Here is a 21,985-nt window from a genome sequence, read left to right as displayed (position 1 = left end):
CCCCGTCGGCCTATGGCCGAGTGCTCCAAACGTTTTGTAGTAGAAAGTCGCGCACTACTACCGCGAAAAAAGTGGGCCGGATTATGCCAGAAAAGCCCAAAAAGAGTAGGGCCCTCCCGTCAGAACAGCGCTAATCCGGCGATTCACAGGTGATTTACCTGTACTTAAACGTTTTAGTGGCGGGTACCGGAAGGGGTGTCGACGCCTGCACCAGCAAACAATTGGGCGATATCGGCAGCATCGAACAGGTAGCGCTGGTTACAGAACTGGCAATCGATCTCGACCTTGCCGCCATGCTCCGCCGCAAGATTTTGCGCATCGTGCAGGCCAAGGCTGACCAGCGCATTGCCCGAACGCTCGCGGGAGCAACTGCAATGGAAGCGCAGGCTTTGTGCATCGAACAACCGCACTTCCTCCTCATGGTAGAGGCGATGCAGGATGGTTTCGTTGTCCAGGCCCAGCAATTCTTCGGCTTTCAACGTGTCAGCCAGGGCGATGGTGTGGCGCCAGCTTTCCGCACGATCGTCTTCGTCTTTGATGCGATCGGCCGGCAGTTGCTGCAACAGCATGCCGCGGGCGCGCTTGCCGTCGGCGTTGAGCCAGAACTTGGTGCCCACTTGCTGGGACATCACGAAATAGTTAGTGAAGCATTCCGACAGGGTTTTACCGTGAAGGTCGACAATCCCTTGGTAACGCTGGCCTTCGGTCGGGTCAACGGTGAGCGCCAATACGCCGTTGGGCATCAGGTCGGACAAGCTCGCGTCCGGGGCGATCAGCTCGGCCTCGTAGCGGGCCAGACCACGAATATCGCGCTCGCTGGAACACTCGATCATCAGCAGCGGAATCGGGCCCTCGGAGCGCGCCTGCAGGATCAGCAAACCGTCGAATTTCATGGTCCCCACCAGCAGCGCCGCCGCGGCCATCAGCTCGCCGAGCAATTGCGCGACCGGCTCTGGATAGGCGTGTTTGGCAAGGACTTCGGCATAGCTGAGTTCCAGCGACACCAGTTCGCCGCGAGCGTCGCTGTCGTCGAAGATGAAGCGTTGGGTGAAGTCGGTATGCGGCAAATCAGTCATAGGTCGGATATCTGAAGTGATGACAAAATGGTTACAAAGTTTATAAAATTAAACGCTTTGGCACCAAACTGGTGCGATTTTACAGAGCGAAGAGGGACAGTTTATGAACAATCCGGGTTTGTTCCAAGCCAGGTGGAACCTCGGGGGGTGGGCGCTCTGCAATCTACTCGCTATCGGGCTGCTGTGCTTTTGGCTATGGCCCACGGGGCAGATGCTGTGCGTAGTTTTCGACGAATGGCTATTTCATCTGCTCAATGACCCGCTGGCCACAAGTTCAGCCTGGCTGCATGTGTGGGCCGTGGCGAGTTTGCGACCGTTCGATGCGGTAGTCGGGGTGATTCTGCTGGCGCTGTTGATTCGCGGCGATTGGGTGTTCAAAGCCATGCAGGTTCGCCAGGCGTTTTTCGGGTTCTTCAGCATCCTGCTATTGCTGCTGTTTATTCGCATGCTGTTTTCCAAACTTGCAGCGCAGATGGGCTGGCAACACAGCAGCCCGTCGATGATGATCAGCGGCGCTATCCAGATGAGCGACTATTTCCCAGGGCTGGAAAAAACCTGGGAGTTGAAGGATCGCTCCAGCCAGAGCTTTCCCGGCGATCATGCGTCGGTGCTCTTGATCTGGGGGATGTTCATGAGCGTGTTTGCCAAGCGAATCGGCCAAGTATTGGTGATCTGGGGCCTGGCGCTGCTGTTCATGATGCCGCGCCTGGTCGCCGGTGCGCATTGGGGTCAGGACGATTACATCGGTGGAGTGTTACTGGCGCTGCTGGCCTTGGGTTGGGGTTATTACACGCCTTTTGCCGCGAAGGTTTCCGGTGTACTGCTGCGGGTAACGGCACCGATTTTCGGAGTATTTGGCAAACTGCCAGTGCTCGGTCGACTGAGCGTCATGCGCACCTTCTCTTAACACCGCGACGCGGCACACAGCGATGACAGCGTGATTGGCGCAATCAATCGTCATTGCCACTGCCGCGAAACTTGAACAAGTCGCGGCGTTGCTTCTTGCTCGGTTTACCGTCAGTGGTCAGGCCTGACGCCCCAGCCTTGCGCATCGCCGCCGCTTGTTCGCGCTTGGCGATGCTGGCTTGGGTTTCGACGTACAGCGTCTGGGCTTCAGGTGCACCGCGCCGCACGATCGACAATGCCTGGACCACGATGGTCTTTTCGTCAAACCCCGTACGAATCTCAAACTCATCGCCAACACGCGGCTCTTTACCCGGCTTGCAGCGTTCCCCTCGGTGATGCACTTTGCCGCTTTCAATCGCGGCCTTGGCCAAGGCGCGGGTTTTATAGAAGCGCGCAGCCCACAGCCACTTGTCCAAGCGGACCTTGTCTTCCTCTTCCTGCTTTTGAGCCACTTGAATTCCTCTCTCTGAAAAATGTCGCAACTTTACCGTTGAAACCCTTCGACGCATAAATCCCAAGGCTCACCTAAGATACGCCAGGTAGCACCCCGTTTTCGCGAGGATACGCCGTGACCGACTTTCCCCTTTTACTCACCTCGCCGGGTCAACGGTGCGTGGGCTGCCAGCAGAGCGAACCCTTAGGGTTCGATTTTGCGTTCGCCTACCAGCCAATCGTAGACCTTCGGGACCATTCGATTTTTGCCAATGAGGCGCTGGTGCGTGGCGTCAACGGAGAAGGAGCGCTCTCGGTGCTGCAACAGGTTAACGAAAGCAATCGTTACCGCTTCGACCAACGCTGCCGTACCCAGGCGATTGCCGGGGCCGCTGCGCTGGGGATGCAAACGCACCTGTCGATCAACTTCATGCCTAACGCCGTGTACCGTCCGGAGTTGTGTATCCGCAGCACACTCGAAGCGGCTCGCGCGCACAATTTCCCGCTGAACCAGCTGATTTTCGAGACGCTGGAAAGCGAGCATGTAGATAACTATCGCCATTTGACGAATATTCTGCGTGAATATCGGGAATTCGGCTTCAAGACCGCCATCGATGATTTCGGCGCGGGCTATTCGGGGCTGAACCTGCTGGCCGATTTCCAACCTGACTTGATCAAACTCGATATGGCGCTGATTCGCGATGTCGACAAGGATCGTGTTCGCCAGGTAATCGTCCGGGGGATTGTCACAATCTGTGAGCAGTTGGGGGTTACTGTCATCGCCGAAGGCATCGAAAGTGCTGGTGAGCGAGACTTCCTGTCCGACTGTGGAATATTTCTGATGCAGGGCTATTGGTTCGCCAGGCCCGCATTCAATGCTTTGGCCGAGATCCCCTCCCAGGCCTGGGCGAATTGACCGGTTAGCCATATTGAAGACATTTGATCATTTGACCGTTGTGGGTCTGCGTGAGTGGGTGGCCCTTCCCGACCTGGGAGTGGCAGGCCTGCGTGCGAAGATCGACACGGGGGCCAGCACCTCCAGCTTGCACGCCACTGACATCGAGCCGTTCGAACGCGACGGCGAAAAGTGGGTGCGCTTTACCGCGCACTTGGGCAGCGTGGTGCAACTGCGGCATCGTCGCTGCGAAGCGCCCCTGGTGACGATGAAAACCATCAAAAGCTCCAACGGCCATGCGCAGGTGCGCTATGTGATCAGCACCACGCTGGCATTGGGCGACCGGGTATGGCGGGTGGAATTCACCCTGGCCTGCCGCAAAGCCATGCGTTACCGCCTGTTGCTGGGTTCCAAGGCGCTGATTGACGGCCAATTGGTGGTCAATCCCGGCGTCAAGTACGTTCAAGACAAGCCGGTGTTCCCGGTCTCTACTATTTCTGCCCCAGGTGCTGCATGAAGATTGCTGTGCTGTCGCGAAACCCGCGTCTGTATTCCACCCGCCGCATGGTCGAAGCCGGCACCGAACGTGGCCATGAAATGGTGGTGATAGACACGTTGCGTGCCTATATGAACATTGCCAGCCACAAGCCGCAGATTCACTACCGTGGCAAGCCTCTGGAGGGTTTCGATGCGGTCATCCCACGCATCGGCGCGTCGGTGACCTTCTATGGCTGCGCGGTCTTGCGCCAGTTTGAAATGATGGGCGTATTTCCCCTCAATGAGTCGGTCGCCATTGCTCGATCACGGGACAAACTGCGTTCCCTACAGCTGTTGTCGCGCCGAGGCATCGGCTTGCCGGTCACCGGCTTTGCCCACTCCCCCGACGACATCCCGGACCTAATCGAAATGGTCAACGGCGCACCGCTGGTGATCAAGGTATTGGAAGGCACCCAAGGCATCGGCGTGGTGCTGTGTGAAACCGCCACCGCGGCCGAGTCGGTGATCGAAGCCTTCATGGGCCTCAAGCAGAACATCATGGTGCAGGAGTACATCAAGGAAGCCGGCGGTGCGGATATCCGCTGTTTCGTGGTGGGTGACAAAGTCATCGCGGCGATGAAGCGCCAGGCCAAGCCGGGGGAATTCCGCTCCAACCTGCACCGTGGCGGCAGCGCCAGCTTGATCAAAATCACTCCGGAAGAACGCATGACCGCGCTACGAGCAGCAAAGGTGATGGGCCTGGCGGTGGCAGGCGTGGATATTTTGCGTTCCAACCATGGCCCGCTGGTGATGGAAGTGAACTCCTCACCCGGCCTGGAAGGGATCGAGACCACCACGGGCAAGGATGTGGCGGGGATCATCATTCAGCATCTGGAAAAGAATGGCGGGCCGAACATGACCAGGACCAAGGGCAAGGGTTAGGGACGCAGCTGTTTGCTTCAAGCTATAAGCTGCAAGAAAGGGCAAAAGCTGTCTGCCTTTTGCTTGCGGCTTTAAGCTTCGAAACTTGCCGCTGTTTTTTTATACCGCGTCTCTAGGCAACATCAGCCCAAGCGGCAACCGCACCCGCGCCTCCAGCCCGCCTCCCTCGCGATTGCGCAGCTCGACATTGCCGCCATGCATCGACGCAATCCGCCGCACAATCGCCAAGCCCAAGCCTGTCCCTTTGCCTCCGCGCGCACGATCACCTCGGGTAAAGGGGTTGAAGATGCCTTCCAGCTCCGCAGGATCAATGCCGGTACCGCGGTCCATCACACTCAGCACCACATAAGGCGCAGCGCTATCGCCGGACACGTACGCCGCCACTTCCACATCCGTACCGGCGTGATGAAGGGCGTTGCCAATCAGGTTGTTCAACAGGCGCTTCATCGACACCCGCCGCAGCGCGAACGGCTGGATCGGCTCCAGGCGCATGCGTACCTGTTCGCCATTTTGGTTATAGGGGGCCACGACTTCACGCACCAGATCGGTGAGATCGACTTGCTCGACTACCTCATCGCGGCCGTCACGGATAAATGCCAGGAACTGATCAAGGATGGCGTCCATGTCCTCAATGTCCCGAATCATGTCATCCGTCAGGTCCGTATGGTTGCCCATCAACTCCAGGGAGAGGCGCAGGCGTGTCAAAGGTGTGCGCAGATCGTGGGACACCCCCGCCAACATCAACTCGCGTTCGCGACCGGCCTGTTCGACGTCTTCCGCCATCTGGTTGAAGGCGCCGTATACCTCCGTCATTTCACTGGGTGTATCACTCACCGGCAGTCGCACACTGCGGCCCTGGCCCAACTGGCGGGCGGCGAACACCAGGCGCTTCAGCGGTTGGTTGAGCTGACGCACGAAGATCCACGCGGACGCCGTCGAAAGCAAGCCGATGGCCAGGAACCAGCCCAATACGTTCCAGATTTTCTGCCCGCGCAATGGATGCGGATACAGCGGCACTTTCAGCCAATCCTCACCCAGGCTTGGCGCACGCACCCACAACGCCGGTGACACATGCATGCGCAGCCGCACTTCGGTGTCTTTGCCCAATTCGGCCTGCATCTGACGCTGGTAAATCTCGCTGTAGGGCCAATGCTGCTCGCCTTCCGGCACACCGGCGCCCGCCACGCGCACCAGGGTGGCTGCCTTGGCGATTTTCTCGCGATTCTCGGGGTCAGCGGCCCAATAGGCACGCAGTGTAAGAGCAACGCCGTGGCTGTATTGCCGGTCCACCAGCACATCCTCGTTCATCAGCAGATAAACCAGCGTGAGTGCCTTGGAAAACAGAACGACGATCAGCACCAGCCAGAGGGTGCGGGAGAAGAAACTTTGCGGGAACCACAACGGGGTTTTCATAGAGGACAGCTGGACACCTTGCAAGAATGAGCGGCGCTCGCAGAATTGCAGACGCCGAGCATCCCGTCGACCTTTATGGGGTCAAATGCCGGGATGCCCACCTCTGCAAATCATCGGTCACTTGGTAGCGGTGCCATCCGGCACGAACACGTAACCCACGCCCCACACTGTCTGGATATAGCGCGGCTTGGACGGGTCCGGTTCGATCATCCGGCGCAGACGGGAGATCTGCACGTCGATGGAACGCTCCAAGGCATCCCACTCGCGACCACGGGCCAGGTTCATCAACTTGTCACGGGTAAGCGGCTGGCGGGCGTTCATCACTAGCGCCTTGAGCACGGCAAATTCGCCGGTGGTCAGCATGTGCACTTCTTCACCGCGCTTGAGTTCGCGGGTCGCCAGCGACAGTTCGTAATCGCCAAAGGTCACGCTTTCATCTTCGCTGCCCGGAGCACCCGGCACCGCTGGCGCCTGGCGACGCAGTACAGCTTTGACACGCGCCATCAACTCGTCAGGGTTGAAAGGCTTGGCCAGGTAGTCATCGGCACCCAGTTCGAGGCCCTTGATGCGGCTCAGCTCATCGCCCTTGGCGGTGAGCATGATGATTGGAATCTGGTTATTGGCGCCGCGCAGACGCTTGCACGCAGTCAAGCCATCTTCGCCGGGAAGCATCAGATCGAGCACGACAAGATTGAAGACTTCGCGCCCCAGAAGGCGGTCCATTTGCTCGGTGTTCGGTACCGCGCGGGCACGATAGCCCTTGGAGTTGAAGAAACGCTCCAGCAGGCTGCTCAGCCCTGGATCGTCATCAACGATGAGAATTTTTTCGCCTTCAGCAGTTTGTGCAGTGCTGCTCATTGGATGCTCCTCTTATCTCGGCGCGCATTATGGCGTAGCTGCCGTTATACGCACCGTGTGCATTGTTAGCAGATTTTTCCTCTACTGCCAGCGAACCCGCGCCCTACACCCCTCCGGCACAGTACCCCCCAAGAGCAGAACGCTGGTTATAATGCCGCGCCGTCGTGCAGGGCAACGTCAGATCGTTACCGTTTACTGCCGGGCTTTTTTCACCCGCTTGTCGCGATTTTTTCGATTTCGAGGGTCAATAGGCTGCCTCTTGACCCAGGCAGCGGCGCCGGTCGGGCCGCTCAACCAGCCTCGCAACGCCTTGTTTACCGGGCTCCCGAGCTGCTTTTCAGAATTTCAGGTGGTTTTATGGACAGCATCAACAGCCGCATTGCCGAGGAACTCGGTGTACGCCCACAACAGGTCGAAGCGGCCGTCGCTCTACTGGATGAAGGCTCCACGGTGCCCTTCATCGCCCGTTACCGTAAAGAAGTGACCGGCAGCCTCGACGATACCCAGTTGCGGCATCTGGAAGAGCGCCTGCGCTACCTGCGAGAACTCGACGAACGGCGCATCAGCATCCTCGCCAGCATCGAGGAACAGGGCAAGCTGACCCCGCAACTGGAGCGCGACATCAAGCTCGCGGACACCAAGACCCGCCTCGAAGACCTTTACCTGCCCTACAAGCAAAAGCGCCGCACCAAGGGCCAGATCGCCCTGGAAGCCGGCCTCGGCGAATTGGCCGATGGGTTGTTCAACGACCCGTCTCTGACTCCAGAAACCGAAGCCGCGCGCTTTGTCGATGCCGCAAAAGGCGTCGCCGACACCAAGGCAGCGCTGGAAGGCGCCAAGTACATCTTGATGGAGCGCTTCGCCGAAGACGCCAGCCTGCTGGAAAAACTGCGTAACTATTTGAAGCAAGAAGCCATCCTCAGCGCCCGCGTAATCGCCGGCAAGGAGGAAGAAGGCGCCAAGTTCCGTGACTATTTCGAACACGACGAACCGCTCAAGAGCATGCCTTCCCACCGTGCCCTCGCCATTTTCCGCGGCCGCAACGAAGGTATTCTCAGCTCCGCGCTGAAAGTCGGCGACGAACTGCCGGGCACCATGCACCCGTGCGAAGGGATGATCGGTCAACAATTCGGCATCCAGAATCAGAACCGTCCTGCGGACAAGTGGCTCAGTGAAGTCGTGCGCTGGACCTGGAAGGTCAAGCTCTACACCCACCTGGAAACCGACCTGCTCGGCGAACTGCGCGACGGCGCCGAGACCGAAGCGATCAACGTGTTCGCCCACAACCTGCACGACCTGCTGCTGGCCGCCCCGGCCGGCCCGCGCGCCACCCTGGGCCTCGATCCGGGCCTGCGCACCGGTTGCAAGGTCGCGGTGGTGGACGCCACCGGCAAGCTGCTGGACCACGCGACTGTGTATCCGCATGTGCCGCATAACAAGTGGGACCAGACGCTCGCGATCCTCGCCGCCCTGTGCGCCAAGCACTCGGTAGACCTGATTGCCATCGGCAACGGCACCGCGAGCCGTGAAACCGACAAACTGGCCGCCGAACTGATCAAAAAATACCCAGCCATGAAGATGACCAAGGTCATGGTGTCCGAAGCGGGTGCGTCGGTGTACTCGGCGTCGGAGCTGGCCTCCAAGGAATTCCCGGACCTGGACGTATCGATCCGTGGCGCGGTGTCCATTGCCCGTCGCCTGCAGGACCCGCTGGCCGAACTGGTGAAGATCGACCCTAAATCCATCGGCGTCGGCCAGTACCAGCACGATGTGTCGCAGTTGAAGCTGGCACGCGGCCTGGACGCGGTCGTCGAAGACTGCGTGAACGCCGTGGGCGTGGACGTCAACACCGCCTCGGTGGCGCTGCTGGCGCGGATTTCCGGCCTCAATGCCACCCTGGCACAGAACATCGTCAACCACCGCGATGAAAATGGCGCCTTTAAAACCCGCGCCGCGCTGAAAAAAGTCGCGCGCCTGGGCGAAAAAACCTTCGAGCAGGCTGCCGGTTTCCTGCGCGTCATGAACGGTGACAACCCACTGGACGCCTCGGCGGTCCACCCGGAAGCCTACCCGCTGGTGCAACGCATTGCCGCCGAGACCGACCGCGACATCCGCTCGCTGATTGGCGACGCCGCGTTCCTCAAGCGCCTGGACCCGAAGAAGTACACCGACGAAACCTTCGGCGTGCCGACTATCACCGACATCCTGCAAGAACTGGAAAAACCGGGCCGCGACCCACGCCCCGAGTTCAAGACCGCCGAGTTCCAGGACGGTGTCGAAGACCTCAAGGACCTGCAACTGGGCATGATCCTCGAAGGTGTGGTGACCAACGTGACCAACTTCGGCGCCTTTGTGGATATCGGCGTGCATCAGGACGGTTTGGTGCATATCTCCGCGCTTTCGGAGAAATTCATCAAGGACCCACGCGAAGCGGTCAAGGCCGGTGACGTGGTCAAGGTCAAGGTCATGGAAGTGGATATCCCGCGCAAACGCGTTGGCCTGTCGATGCGTATGAGCGACACCCCCGGAGAAAAAATCGATGGCGCGCGGGGCGCTCGTCCTGGCTCGGCGCCGCGTCAGTCGCAGAACAGCGCACCGCGCAAGGAAACCGCCACCGCGGCGCCTAGCAACAACGCCATGGCCTCGCTGTTCGCCAATGCCAAACAGTTGAAGAAGCGTTGATGGAGATCCCGGCCGGCTTGACCCAGAGCGCGTTCAGCGAACTGATCGGCTGCCGCCTGCAACGCCTGGAGCAGGGCGTTGCCGAGGTGGCCCTGAGCCTGGAGCCGCATCTGCGTAACCGCGCGGGCAAGCTGCATGGCGGGGCGATTTTCAGTCTGGTGGACATCACCATGGGACTGGCTTGCTCCAGTTCCCATGGTTTCGACCAGCAGAGCGCGACCATCGAATGCAAGATCAATTACATCCGCGCCGTGGAAGACGGTGAGGTGCTGTGCACCAGCCGCATCGTTCACGCCGGCCGACGCACGTTGGTGGTCGAGGCGGATGTGTACCAAGGCGAAAGACTTGTCGCAAAAGCACAGGGCACGTTCGCTGTCCTATAGCTCCCCACCCTCGATTTGAGTTAATTTCGGCGCTGCTGAAACAGCGTCGGAATTTTCTCGCTGTGCTATAGCCCAATTCATGGAATGAAGTAGGCTTTTTCAAAGCGGGTCAACTTGACTCAAAACCAGGCGATCACGCCAGTTTTAACTTCACCCTTGTAGACCGTCCTGCCCACCCCCATATTGGGGCGACTGACGCGTGAAGGAATCCAACTTGAGCGAACTTCTCAACCGCCGCCTGGCCCTGCTCGGCAAGCGCGAACACCTCTCCCTGCTAGAGCAGTGCCTGCACGGCATCGAGCGCGAATGCCTACGTGTCACGGGTGAAGGTCGCCTGGCGCAGACACCGCACCCCGAAGCCCTGGGCGCTGCGTTGACCCACGAACAGATCACCACTGACTACTCGGAATCGCTGCTGGAGTTCATCACCCCAGCCCTGCCCAACCCGGCCGATACCCTTAGCAGCCTGGAAAAAATCCATCGGTTCGCCTACACCAAGCTGGGCAGCGAATACCTGTGGAGTCCTTCGATGCCGTGCCCATTGCCGGCCGAAGAAGATATTCCGATTGCCTACTACGGCACCTCCAATATCGGACAACTCAAGTATGTGTATCGCAAGGGTCTGGCCCTGCGTTACGGCAAGACCATGCAGTGCATCGCCGGCATCCACTACAACTTCTCGCTGCCGGAAAAATTGTGGCCGCTGCTCAAGCAAGACGAGGGCTATGTCGGCACTGATCGCGACTTCCAGTCCGACGCGTATATCGCGCTGATCCGCAATTTCCGCCGCTACAGCTGGCTGCTGATGTACCTGTTCGGTGCTTCGCCGGCCCTGGATGCCGGGTTCCTGCGCGGACGTTCGCACCAGTTGGAAGTACTCGACGCCGACACCCTGTATCTGCCTTACGCCACCAGCCTGCGCATGAGTGACCTGGGTTACCAGAGTAACGCCCAGGCCGGCCTGACGCCCTGCTACAACGACCTGGCAAGCTACACCGACAGCTTGCGCAAAGCGGTGGCAACGCCCTACGCGCCGTACGTCGAAATCGGCACGCACAAGGACGGTGAGTGGGTGCAACTCAACACCAACATCCTGCAGATCGAAAACGAGTACTACTCCAACATCCGCCCCAAGCGCGTGACTTACACCGGCGAACGGCCGATCCAGGCGCTGATGGCGCGGGGTATCCAGTACATTGAAGTGCGTTGCCTGGATATCAACCCGTTCCTGCCGATGGGCATCGACCTGCCGGAGTCGCGCTTCCTTGACGCGTTCCTGCTGTACTGCGCCCTCAACGAGAGCCCGCTGTTCGCCAACAACGAGTGCAGCAACGCCACCTCCAACTTCCTCAGCGTGGTCAAGGAAGGCCGCCGTCCGGGCCTGCAATTGCAGCGTCAGGGCCAGGCCGTGGACATGAAGGAATGGGCTACCGAATTGTTGGAACACATCGCGCCGCTGGCCGCCCTGCTCGATGAAAGCCACGGCATCACCGAACACAGTCACGCGTTGGACGCCCAACTGGCCAAGGTCAACGACCCGTCCCTGACACCGTCGGCGCAGGTGCTGGCGGCGATGGCCGAGCGCAAAGAGAGTTTCGCGCAGTTCTCGCTGCATCAGAGCGAAGTGCACGCCGAGTACTTCCGCCGCGAGCCGTTGCCGGCTGAAGAGCAGGCACGCTTTGAGGAGCTGGCGCGCACGTCGCTGGCGCAGCAGGCGGAACTGGAGCAGAACGAAGTGGGCGATTTCGATGTGTTTGTCGGCTCGTACCAGGCGAGTATTCTGGCTATCAGTAACTAAGACCGAACTCGGTCCATTGGGAGGGGGCTTGCCCCCGATTGTACTGGGCCAGTCAACCCACCAGTGGCTGAACTACCGCCATCGGGGGCAAACCTCCTCCCACATTTGCCCCCAATCAAGCTCAAGGTTCGCTTCACCCTTACCCACATAAGCTAATTCGAAAAAGTTATTTATTTTTCGATTCTTAGATCATTTAGTCTCCTCTCACGCCGAGCCTCGGCCGCCTGATTGAGGAGATTCCCCTTGAAACTGCTTACCCCTCTGCGCCTGTTGGCCGCATTGTCCCTGGCCGGTGCCAGCCTGTTTGCCCAGGCGGCGGATGTGACCATTGCCTACCAGACCACCGTCGACCCGGCCAAAGTCGCGCAGGCCGACGGCGCTTACGAAAAAGCCACCAACGCCAAGATCGACTGGCGCAAATTCGATAACGGTGCGGACATCATCGCCGCCATTGCCTCCGGCGACGTGCAGATCGGTTACCTCGGTTCCAGCCCACTGACCGCCGCGATTACGCGCAAAGTGCCGGTGCAAACCTTTCTGGTCGCGACGCAGATCGGCGGCGCCGAGGCGCTGGTGGCGCGTGACGGTTCGGGGATCAACAGCCCGCAAGACCTGATCGGCAAGAAAGTCGCCGTGCCGTTCGTGTCCACCGGCCACTACAGTCTCTTGGCCGCGCTGAAGCACTGGAATATTGACCCTTCCAAGGTGACCATCCTCAATCTCGCACCGCCGGCGATCATTGCTGCCTGGAAGCGCGGCGATATCGACGCCACCTACGTGTGGGACCCGGCACTGGGCGTAGCCAAGGAAAACGGCAAGGTGCTGATCACCTCCGGCGAACTGGCCAAATTCGGCGCACCGACTTTCGATGCCTGGATCGTGCGTAAGGATTTTGCCGAGAAGCATCCGGAAATCGTCAAGGCTTTCGCCAAGGTTACGCTGGATGCCTACGCGGACTATCGAAAAGACCCACAGGCCTGGCTGGCCAACACAGGCAACGTCGACAAACTGGTCAAGCTCTCCGGCGCCAAGGCCAGTGATATCCCACAACTGCTGCAAGGCAACGTCTACCCGCTGGCCGCAGACCAAATCACCCTGCTCGGCGCGCCGACCACCCAGGCCGTAACCGACACCGCTGCATTCCTCAAGGAACAGGGCAAAGTCGACGCGGTACTGCCGGATTACGCCCCATACGTCAGCGCTCAGTTCATTACCCACTGATTCGGGAGTTTATCGCGATGGCCTTGCTACAACTGGAGCGCATCAGCGCACAGTACCCAGGCGCCCCGGCACCGGTGCTGGCGGATATCTCACTGGACCTGGGGCCCCAGCAATTGCTGGTGGCTCTCGGCCCGTCCGGCAGTGGCAAGACTTCACTGTTGAACCTGATCGCCGGCTTCGTCGCACCCAGCGCCGGGCGTATCAGCCTCGACGGCGTGCCGGTCAAAGGCCCGAGCGCCGAGCGTGGCGTGGTGTTTCAAGACGATGCGCTGCTGCCCTGGCAGGACGTGCTGGCCAATGTTGGCTTCGGCCTGGAATTGGCCGGCGTGCCTAAAACACAGCGTGAAGCCCGCGCGCGGGAAATGCTGGCACTGGTGGACCTGGCCGGTTTCGACCACCGCCGCATCTGGCAACTGTCCGGTGGCCAGAAGCAACGTGTTGGCCTGGCCCGCGCATTGGCCGCCGACCCGCGCGTATTGCTGATGGATGAGCCGTTCGGCGCCCTGGATGCCTTCACCCGCGAACAGATGCAGGAGCTGCTGCTGCAAGTCTGGCGGCGCACGGCCAAGCCGGTGTTTCTGATCACCCATGACATCGAAGAGGCGGTATTTCTCGCCACCGATCTGATTCTGCTGGCGCCCAACCCTGGCCAGATCGTCGAACGCCTGCGCCTGGATTTCGGCCAACGCTATGCCGCCGGCGAGTCGGCGCGAGCGATCAAGTCCGATCCGCGCTTTATCGAAACCCGCGAACATGTCTTGGGCAAGGTGTTCTCGCAACGGCAGGTGTCCCCATGAGCAGCTACGAACTTCCTGTCACCACCACCGAGCCGGCGGCACAAACGCCCATTCCGGTACGCCGCAGCCTGAGCACGCGCTGGATCAGCCTGTTGACCCTCACTACCCTGCTGATCGCTTGGTGGGCCGTGACTGCCACCGGTGTGATCGAGCCGCTGTTTCTGCCGCCGCCGGCCGCTGTGCTGCAAAAAGGCTGGTTGCTGGCGACCAGCGGTTATATGGATTCCACCTTATGGCAGCACCTGGCCGCCAGCCTCAGCCGCATCGGCCTGGGCCTGGGTTTTGCGGTGTTGACCGCCGTGCCGGTGGGGATCGCCATCGGAGCCAACCGCATCGCCCGCGGCATTTTCGACCCGTTGATCGAGTTTTATCGGCCTATTCCACCGCTGGCCTATCTGCCGTTGATCGTGATCTGGTGCGGCATCGGCGAGCTGTCCAAAGTGCTGCTGATCTACCTGGCGATCTTTGCACCCATCGCGATCGCCACCGCCACCGGCGTACGCACCGTCGACCCGGCCAAGCTGCGTGCGGCGCAGTCCCTGGGGGCAACGCGCGCGCAATTGATTCGTCATGTAATTCTGCCAAGCGCCCTGCCCGACATTCTCACCGGTGTGCGCATCGGCCTGGGGGTGGGCTGGTCGACGCTGGTGGCCGCTGAACTGATCGCGGCCACCAGTGGGCTGGGGTTTATGGTGCAGTCGGCGGCGCAGTTTTTGGTGACCGATGTGGTGGTGCTGGGGATTTTGGTCATCGCCCTGATCGCCTTCGCCCTGGAAATGGGCCTGCGTGCCCTGCAGCGTAAATTAGTGCCCTGGCATGGCCAGGCACACTGACTGTGAGAATCCCATGAGCAACGTTACCGTGAGCCCCTTGAGCACCGCCCTGGGCGCCCAGATCAGTGGCGTCGATATCACCCGGCCGCTGTCCCCCCATCAGCGCGACGCCATTGAACAGGCGTTGCTTACACACTCGGTGCTGTTCTTCCGCGACCAGCCGATCACCCCGCAACAGCAGGCACGATTCGCGGCGAATTTCGGTGACTTGCACATCCATCCGATCTACCCCAACGTGCCGGAACAACCCGAAGTATTGGTGCTCGACACCGCCGTCACCGACGTGCGCGACAATGCGGTGTGGCACACCGACGTGACGTTCCTGCCCACCCCGGCCCTCGGCGCGGTGCTCAGCGCCAAGCTGCTGCCGGCGTACGGTGGCGACACGCTGTGGGCCAGCGGGATCGCGGCGTATGAGGCGCTATCCGCGCCGATGAAACGGCTGCTGGACGGCTTGACCGCCACCCACGACTTCATCAAGTCCTTCCCTCTGGAGCGCTTCGGCAACAGCGCCGAAGACCTGCAGCGCTGGGAAGCTGCCCGTCAAAAGAACCCGCCATTGTCCCATCCGGTGGTACGTACGCACCCGGTGAGTGGGCGCAAATCGCTGTTTGTCAGCGAAGGTTTCACCACCCGGATCAACGAGTTGGAAGCCGCCGAAAGCGAGGTGATTCTGAAGCTGTTGTTTGCCCACGCCACTCGGCCGGAATTTACCCTGCGCTGGCGCTGGCAGGCCCATGACGTGGCGTTCTGGGATAACCGTGTGACCCAGCACTACGCAGTGGATGACTACCGACCGCAACGGCGGGTGATGCACCGCGCGACGATTCTGGGAGATGTGCCGTTCTGATTTCCGGCGCCCCCATGCAGTCCAGCTTATTACGCGCCGCCTCGCGTCGGCGCGTTTGATGCTCATAGCAAACTTTAAACAGCCAATATCGGCCGCATCCGATTTATTAAAATAAAACTCGCCATATTGCCTACTCTCGGCAACCTCGTTACACAATTAATTAACATCCCCGCCTTGCTATTACTTCAGAAAAATCCTCTATAGCTATCGTTATCTCACGTTACCAATTCCGCACTGGCACTCGGAACCCCAGACAGTTACCAACCACAGATCTCACGACACTGTCGCGACGTGAAAACGCTAACGCCTCACTCATCAATACCGCAAAAGCGATATAAAACTTAATCTTATATCGACGAAAAACTTATTTAATTGAGAAACAAATAGATGAACACATTACTAACATCTACTCACCCGTCAATCGCCGCCAATAGACAAAGCGAGAACTATAACAACACGTTACCCATGGCAACTGCGCCTCACAGGCACTCTAATTCAACATCACATAAACATACACTTGCCCAGACTACCTCAGCATCCGCACCCTCTCATATAAGTGTCGAAAAAACACTTGCACTGCTTGGCAATGCACTCAATGAAATCATGACATCACTGAATAACCTGCTAAACATACAACCATCGGTAAAAACGTTGGTTGATCACAAGCCTCTCCGGCCAGCCACCGAACTACCCCATACAACATTGGAAACCACCCAGGTAATTGACAAAGCGACCGCCCCCCAATCGCACGAGTTTCTTTCAGCCAAAAAAAGTGGCGAAAAACCGGATGACATCTGGGGTGGGCTGTTTTCTTCACCGGTGCTCACGCTGTATTCGAGCGGCGCCCCGCTCAGTTCCCATGTCGCGGGTATAAAACTGGCCATGCAACGGTTTGGGCAAAGTCCGCGGGATATTTTCAGTGAAGTCACCAGACTTGACACGGGCTTCAACATAACGATGCGCGACGGCTTCAAACTTCATATTACGTTTGAAGAACTAAAACTGGCTCAAGAAGGCTGCCAGATGCTCGGTGACGAAAGCATGCTCAAAGATGCAGCCTTTCTTTTCGGCGCCTTGGTAAAACGAAAGCAGATCGAATCATTTAATGCTTCGGCGCCCTCCGACTATGCCATTGCCATGTGGGAAACCAACAAGGGGGAGTCGGCCAAAAACGTGTTGGAGTTATTGGGCATGAAAAACCATATCCAGTCGGCCAAGTCCCATGACATCGCCGCGAATAAAGGTTTAGGCATTATTGTGAAAAGCCCTGTGGAGTCCCTCGCCATTGTCGATGGGTTGGCAGACTTCAACTGCACACCTTCCGGTGTCAGAAAACATCAACAAGCCTATCTACTTACTTGAATACTCCCGTAAACGTCCGGGACAAAACATCACATACTTAGGAATTGAGCCGATGAACACGTTCTCCAACTACCGCTCCAACGCCCTGTCCGCCAATGTTTCTCCCTCCCTGGACAACCGCAATGCGCTGCTAAAAAACCACGATTACGAGGCTCCCCAGCAACCCAATGCACACACCCAGCACAGCATCGAGTTGGTCTTAAGTTCGATGTTCACGTTATTGCAAAGCCTTGAAACTGCTCTAAAGAACTTGACCCACCCGCAACAGGCAGGGGTCATCCATCAAGACACGCCACTTTCCACGCCTGTCCGTCCCGGCGTTGATACAACACGGCAACTCCCGACCCGTCTTAATAGCCTGCTGCAAAAAGAGGTCACGCCAACGAACGACACTGAAAACCTGCAGTTCCCGGAACTTTCGTCAAAAACCAACGGCGCAGCGCCCAGCGATATCGAAAAGGGGTTTTATTCCGTGCCCCGCGAGTTTGGTGAAAACCGCTATACGGATCGCTACGCGGCAATGATCAAACTGATGATGATGAGGTTCGGACAGAGCCCCACGGATTGTTTCGAAAAAGTCACCCGAACGGGAGACACCTATGCCGTCGACATGAAAGACGGAGAAAGCGTGAACATCACCCGCGCGGAAATACAACTTACGGCAGATGCCGCCAAATTCGCCGGCCATGACAACGGAATGATCAAGGACGCCAACTTCATGCTGACCGCTTACGTAAAGCGCGTTCAGAACACCCATGAAGATCCGGTCATTCGCTCCAACTTCGAAGCCGCTTTGCGCAGCGTCATCACTACGCAAGGGTTTGAGAAAAGGATCCTGGAAGACCTTGGCATGGTGTCTTTCATGACCCACGCCAACGCACATGAAATGTCGGAAACCAAGGCACCGTCCTACCTGTATAACCACGGCCTGGTGCTGGATAAAGAGGCGCTGCCGTATGACGGGCACGGCTACATCCTGGTCTGAGCATCCTTGCTCGTTGGCTGTAACACAGGCGGTTTTCCAAGCATCAAGGCGCATTGCATGAACTTATCAGCACTCGTGGGCAGCTATGCCCAACCTTATTCGAACCTCGTCCCCCCTGCGATTGAGCACACCGGCACCGCGGGTCCTGGCGCGTATGACAATACGGCGACACAGGTCAACCGGTTCGACACGGGCTACATGCCCATGTCCAAAACCGCCGCTGGCATCAAGCCCAAGAATATCTGGACTGCTTTCACGCAAGGCAGGCAGGGGAATTGCGTCACTGTTTCGGCTATAAAAGCGGCGATGATGAAATACGGTCACAACCCCCGTGGCATCTACAAGTCTGTGACCGAAACACCCACCGGCTTCGATATTGTCATGCGTGACACGTTCAAGCTGAGCCTGACCCATGACGAAATAAAACAGGCGAAGACCGGTTCGGCTTTTTATGGCGACGACCCCGACGTATTGGCGGATGCGGTGTTTTTATATGCCGCCAGTGCCAAGCGCGCGCAGATGAAAAACCACGAGGGCCGGGCTAAGCGAAGCTTCGAAGCCGCCATGGGCACGCTCAACGACGGTGAAGGAGACCGGGATGGCTTTAAGCGCCTGGGCCTGTTAGGCAAAACGCGCTGGACTCATTTTCGCGATCTGGACAAAGGAGTCACCGGCACCGCCTCCTTCTACAACCATTCGGTGGCCGTGGTCGATGGGCATATCGACCTCTACGGTGAAAAAAGACCGTTTTCGACGTCCCCATTCCGGAATTGGCGCGGGATGTACCTCAAGCTGGTATAGCGCCCGCGCCTGACCGGATGATCAAACGCCCTCTCGCCGTCCAGGCGAGAGGGCGTCGTGCATTACTGCGCCAGTGACGGCTTTTCCCACAAGTTAATCCCACCTTCCTGGGCAAACCGATCGATTTCCGCCAGTTCTTCAGCGCTGAACGACAAGTTGTTCAGCGCGCCGACGTTCTCAACAATCTGCTCTGGCCGACTCGCACCGATCAGCGCGCTGGTCACCCGAGGGTCGCGCAGGGTCCAGGCCAGGGCCAGTTGCGCCAGGCTCTGGCCGCGACGCTGGGCGATCTCGTTCAGCGCCCGGACGTGGGCGAGGTTGGCTTCAGACAAGTGCCCGGCCTGCAACGAACCACCGCCGGGACGATTGACCCGCGCATCGGCCGGCACGCCGTTGAGGTACTTGTCGGTGAGCAAACCCTGGGCCAGCGGCGTGAAGGCGATCACGCCGGTGCCAAGCGCTTCGGTGGTGTCCAGCAGGTCTTTTTCCACCCAGCGGTTGAGCAGGTTGTAGGCCGGCTGGTGGATCAGCAACGGTACTTTCCATTCCTTGAGCAGCGCGGCCATCTCGCGGGTTTTGGCGCCGGAGTAGGACGAAATGCCGATGTACAACGCCTTGCCCTGTTGCACGGCAGTGGCCAGGGCGCTGGCGGTTTCTTCCAGGGGCGTGTCGGGGTCGAAGCGGTGGGAGTAGAAGATGTCCACGTAATCCACGCCCAGGCGTTGCAGGCTCTGGTCCAGGCTGGCCAGCACGTATTTGCGCGAGCCGCCGCCCTGGCCATACGGGCCGGGCCACATGTCCCAGCCAGCCTTGCTGGAGATGATCAGTTCGTCGCGATAGTGCTTGAAGTCTTCGCGCAGCAAACGGCCGAAGTTGATCTCGGCGCTGCCGTAGGGTGGGCCGTAGTTGTTGGCCAGGTCGAAGTGGTTGATCCCCAGGTCGAACGCAGTGCGTAACAGCGCGCGCTGGGTGGCGATCGGCGTGCTGTCGCCAAAGTTGTGCCACAGCCCCAGGGACAGTGCCGGCAGCACCAGGCCACTGTGGCCTACGCGACGGTACGGGATAGATTCATAGCGGTTTTCGGCAGCAATATAAGTCATCGAATCCTCTCTTGGACGGCGGCAAATAAGGCCCGGGAACAAGACTATTCCCAGGCCCTTTAACCAGCTGAATCGCTTAACTTCGCCATTGCTGTTTTACAGCAAAGTCCTACCCGAGAGGAACACGCACGCCTCTTCTCTAGCGCACCAGATGCAGGAACTGCAGGTGGCGCTCGTACTGGTCGAGGATGTCGTTGATGATCTGCTCCTTGGTGTAGCCCACCAAGTCGTAATCCTGGCTGCCCTCGCTCAGATGCACTTCCGCCCGGTAATAGCGGCGGTTATTGATAGCTTTCTTGCCCATGCCGCCCAGGGCAAACGACGGCGTGAAGTAGCCGCGCATCTGCACTTGATAGACAAACGGGCGCTCCTCGCCGTGGCCGATTTCCAGGCTGACGCTGTCGTTGGCCGGGTCCGGCTGGGTGACGACGTTCAGGCCCTTCTCGACAAACACCGCGGTCACTTCTTCGATGGCTGGGCGCACGGTCGATTCGAGGAAACGGTACACCTCGTCACGCGATGGAAAGTGCACCGCCTGGCTCAAGCGTTGACGCCAGCCGCCACGGCCCTTGCGTGACGCAGAGATCGGCGCCAGCGAGTGCAACTGGGCGATCTGCTTTTGCGATTCCATGTAGAACGCCTTGTGCAGCCCCCACATCATCAGCAGCAGAATCAGCGAGAACGGCAACGAGGTCAGCACCACCGCCGACTTGAGCGAATCGATACTGCCGGCGAACAACAATGCGCTGGTCACCAGCGCCGTCATCGCGCCCCAGAACACCCGCAGCCATTTCGGCCCGTCTTCGTCGGCGTTGCCACCCTTGGACGACAGGGTCGACAGCACCACAGTGCCGGAGTCGGCCGACGTCACGAAGAACACAAAGCTGATAAACACCGTGACAGCGATGACGGCCTTGCTCCAAGGGTAGGTTTCCAGCAACAGGTAAAGGCTCATCGATGGATTATCGATGGCCGATTGGCCGAGCGCCGCCATGCCGTGGTTGAGCACTTGGTCGATGGCGCTGTTGCCGAAGATCGACATCCACGCCAGGGTGAAGCCGAGCGGGATCAGCAGCACGCCGAATACGAATTCACGGATGGTGCGGCCGCGGGAAATCCGCGCGATAAACAGACCCACGAACGGCGACCATGCGATCCACCAAGCCCAGTAGAACACCGTCCAGCCGCCCAGCCAGTCGCTGGGTTTGTTGTAGGCGTAGACGTCGAAACTCTTGGTCGGCAAGGCGCCGAGGTAGTCGCCGATGTTCTGGATCAGAGTGTTGAGCAAGTGCTGGGTAGGCCCGGCGAACAACACGAACAGCAGCAGCGCGCAGGCCAGCAGCATGTTGATGTCGGACATCACCCGCACGCCCTTGTCCACGCCGGCCACGGCCACCAAGATCGCAGCGCCCATCATCAGGGTGATCAACCCGACCTGGATCCACTGGGTGTGGGCGATGCCGAACAGGTAGTCCAGACCGGAGTTGAGGTGCAGCACGCCGAAGCCCATGTCGGCCCCCAGGCCGAACACCGTGGCGATGATGCCAAAGCCATCCACCGCATAACCGATGGGGCCGTTGATGCGTTTGCCGATCAGCGGGTACAGCGCCGAACGCAACGCCAGCGGCAGGTTATGCCGGTAGGCGAAATAGGCCAGGGCCATGCCGACAAAGGCGAACACACCCCAGCCATGCAGGCCCCAGTGCAAAAACAGCACCTGCATGGCCTGGCGTGCGGCGTCGGCGTTCATCGGCGCGCCTTGGGGCGGTTGCACCAGGTGCGTCAGCGGCTCCGAGACGCAGAAGAAAAACAGCGTGATGCTGATGCCGGCGGCGAACAGCATGCCGGCCCAGGACAAGTAACTGAATTCGGGCTCGTCGTGGTCGGCACCGAGTTTTATCTTGCCGTAGCCCGATAACGCGGTGACCACCACGAAGACCAGATACAGGGTCATCGCCAGCATGTAGTACCAGCCGACCGTATTGGCCGCCCAGTTTTGCGCCGCCAGCAGCCAGGCACCGGCCTGTTGTGGGATGGCGATAACGGTCAAGCCGAACAGCAGAATAACCGTGGCGGCAAAGTAGAAAATGGGCGCATTCATGCGCACCAGGCCGCTGGAAGGGGTGGACGATGCACTCATGAGCGATGCACCCCTGGGACGTGAAATGTGGCTG

At 59.2% G+C, this 21,985-nt stretch carries 20 protein-coding genes; 14 read left to right on the top strand and 6 right to left on the bottom strand.

What is annotated here, in order from left to right:
* Window positions 1–173 precede the first annotated feature (173 nt).
* On the bottom strand, window positions 174–1,076 hold the full coding sequence (hslO, locus tag FIV35_RS00165; protein WP_034136489.1) for an Hsp33 family molecular chaperone HslO: 903 nt from the start codon (window positions 1,074–1,076) through the stop codon (window positions 174–176).
* 103 nt (window positions 1,077–1,179) lie between these two features.
* On the opposite strand from hslO, the gene FIV35_RS00160 reads away from it, so the two are divergent.
* Window positions 1,180–1,983: a phosphatase PAP2 family protein gene (locus tag FIV35_RS00160; protein ID WP_034136488.1), complete on the top strand. Its 804-nt coding sequence runs from the start codon at window positions 1,180–1,182 to the stop codon at window positions 1,981–1,983.
* A gap of 43 nt (window positions 1,984–2,026) precedes the next feature.
* Here FIV35_RS00160 and FIV35_RS00155 read toward each other — a convergent pair whose 3' ends face one another.
* On the bottom strand, window positions 2,027–2,434 hold the full coding sequence (locus tag FIV35_RS00155) for an RNA-binding S4 domain-containing protein (protein WP_034095359.1): 408 nt from the start codon (window positions 2,432–2,434) through the stop codon (window positions 2,027–2,029).
* A gap of 116 nt (window positions 2,435–2,550) precedes the next feature.
* Here FIV35_RS00155 and rimA point away from each other — a divergent pair, with 116 nt between their 5' ends.
* Genes rimA through rimK form a run of 3 tightly spaced genes read left to right on the top strand, consistent with a single transcriptional unit; the run spans window position 2,551 to window position 4,728 of the window.
* Window positions 2,551–3,330 carry a S6 modification regulatory phosphodiesterase RimA gene (rimA, locus tag FIV35_RS00150; protein ID WP_034136487.1) on the top strand — a complete coding sequence of 260 codons (780 nt, stop codon included), beginning with the start codon at window positions 2,551–2,553 and terminating at the stop codon, window positions 3,328–3,330.
* 13 nt (window positions 3,331–3,343) lie between these two features.
* A complete protein-coding gene (gene rimB, locus FIV35_RS00145) occupies window positions 3,344–3,826 on the top strand; it encodes a retropepsin-like aspartic endopeptidase RimB (protein WP_005783815.1) in 483 nt (160 codons plus the stop codon).
* Complete coding sequence (gene rimK, locus FIV35_RS00140) at window positions 3,823–4,728, top strand: 30S ribosomal protein S6--L-glutamate ligase (RefSeq protein ID WP_034095357.1); 906 nt, start codon at window positions 3,823–3,825, stop codon at window positions 4,726–4,728. Before rimB ends, rimK begins: the two co-directional genes overlap by 4 nt.
* Before the next feature lie 99 nt (window positions 4,729–4,827).
* Here the strand turns inward: rimK and FIV35_RS00135 are convergent, their stop codons facing one another.
* Window positions 4,828–6,141: an ATP-binding protein gene (locus FIV35_RS00135; RefSeq protein ID WP_034095356.1), complete on the bottom strand. Its 1,314-nt coding sequence runs from the start codon at window positions 6,139–6,141 to the stop codon at window positions 4,828–4,830.
* Between the two features lie 117 nt (window positions 6,142–6,258).
* Complete coding sequence (gene ompR, locus FIV35_RS00130; RefSeq protein WP_003187669.1) at window positions 6,259–6,999, bottom strand: osmolarity response regulator transcription factor OmpR; 741 nt, start codon at window positions 6,997–6,999, stop codon at window positions 6,259–6,261.
* A gap of 357 nt (window positions 7,000–7,356) precedes the next feature.
* Between ompR and FIV35_RS00125 the strand changes: the two genes are divergently transcribed.
* The 10 genes from FIV35_RS00125 to FIV35_RS00080 all read left to right on the top strand — a co-directional run bounded on the left by FIV35_RS00125 (window position 7,357) and on the right by FIV35_RS00080 (window position 18,711).
* Window positions 7,357–9,681 (top strand): Tex family protein, encoded by a 2,325-nt coding sequence (locus tag FIV35_RS00125; protein WP_034136486.1) that lies wholly within the window; start codon window positions 7,357–7,359, stop codon window positions 9,679–9,681.
* Window positions 9,681–10,064 carry a PaaI family thioesterase gene (locus FIV35_RS00120; protein ID WP_034095353.1) on the top strand — a complete coding sequence of 128 codons (384 nt, stop codon included), beginning with the start codon at window positions 9,681–9,683 and terminating at the stop codon, window positions 10,062–10,064. The genes FIV35_RS00125 and FIV35_RS00120 overlap by 1 nt, the downstream gene beginning before the upstream one ends.
* A gap of 214 nt (window positions 10,065–10,278) precedes the next feature.
* Window positions 10,279–11,862, top strand: a complete 1,584-nt coding sequence (gshA, locus tag FIV35_RS00115) for a glutamate--cysteine ligase (RefSeq protein ID WP_034136485.1) — start codon at window positions 10,279–10,281, stop codon at window positions 11,860–11,862.
* 243 nt (window positions 11,863–12,105) lie between these two features.
* Window positions 12,106–13,083 carry a taurine ABC transporter substrate-binding protein gene (gene tauA, locus FIV35_RS00110; protein ID WP_034136484.1) on the top strand — a complete coding sequence of 326 codons (978 nt, stop codon included), beginning with the start codon at window positions 12,106–12,108 and terminating at the stop codon, window positions 13,081–13,083.
* Window positions 13,084–13,100: 17 nt separating this feature from the next.
* Window positions 13,101–13,880: a taurine ABC transporter ATP-binding subunit gene (gene tauB, locus FIV35_RS00105; protein WP_034136483.1), complete on the top strand. Its 780-nt coding sequence runs from the start codon at window positions 13,101–13,103 to the stop codon at window positions 13,878–13,880.
* A complete protein-coding gene (gene tauC / locus FIV35_RS00100) occupies window positions 13,877–14,713 on the top strand; it encodes a taurine ABC transporter permease TauC (protein WP_034136482.1) in 837 nt (278 codons plus the stop codon). Before tauB ends, tauC begins: the two co-directional genes overlap by 4 nt.
* Window positions 14,714–14,726: 13 nt before the next feature.
* Window positions 14,727–15,563, top strand: coding sequence for a taurine dioxygenase (gene tauD, locus FIV35_RS00095; RefSeq protein ID WP_034136481.1), 837 nt, complete (start codon window positions 14,727–14,729; stop codon window positions 15,561–15,563).
* 387 nt (window positions 15,564–15,950) lie between these two features.
* Entirely contained in the window at window positions 15,951–16,925 is a 975-nt protein-coding gene (locus tag FIV35_RS00090) for a hypothetical protein (protein WP_146374927.1), read from the top strand.
* A 52-nt stretch (window positions 16,926–16,977) separates the two neighbouring features.
* Entirely contained in the window at window positions 16,978–17,910 is a 933-nt protein-coding gene (locus FIV35_RS00085; RefSeq protein ID WP_052198896.1) for a hypothetical protein, read from the top strand.
* 57 nt (window positions 17,911–17,967) lie between these two features.
* On the top strand, window positions 17,968–18,711 hold the full coding sequence (locus FIV35_RS00080; RefSeq protein WP_052198895.1) for a hypothetical protein: 744 nt from the start codon (window positions 17,968–17,970) through the stop codon (window positions 18,709–18,711).
* 62 nt (window positions 18,712–18,773) lie between these two features.
* Here FIV35_RS00080 and mgrA read toward each other — a convergent pair whose 3' ends face one another.
* Complete coding sequence (mgrA, locus tag FIV35_RS00075) at window positions 18,774–19,811, bottom strand: L-glyceraldehyde 3-phosphate reductase (RefSeq protein WP_034111313.1); 1,038 nt, start codon at window positions 19,809–19,811, stop codon at window positions 18,774–18,776.
* A 139-nt stretch (window positions 19,812–19,950) separates the two neighbouring features.
* A complete protein-coding gene (betT, locus tag FIV35_RS00070; RefSeq protein ID WP_170245397.1) occupies window positions 19,951–21,912 on the bottom strand; it encodes a choline transporter BetT in 1,962 nt (653 codons plus the stop codon).
* Between the last annotated feature and the right edge of the window lie 73 nt (window positions 21,913–21,985).

The organism is Pseudomonas rhodesiae (assembly GCF_007858255.1).
Classification (GTDB): Bacteria; Pseudomonadota; Gammaproteobacteria; order Pseudomonadales; family Pseudomonadaceae; genus Aquipseudomonas; species Aquipseudomonas rhodesiae.
This window is presented reverse-complemented; position numbering and strand designations above follow the sequence as displayed.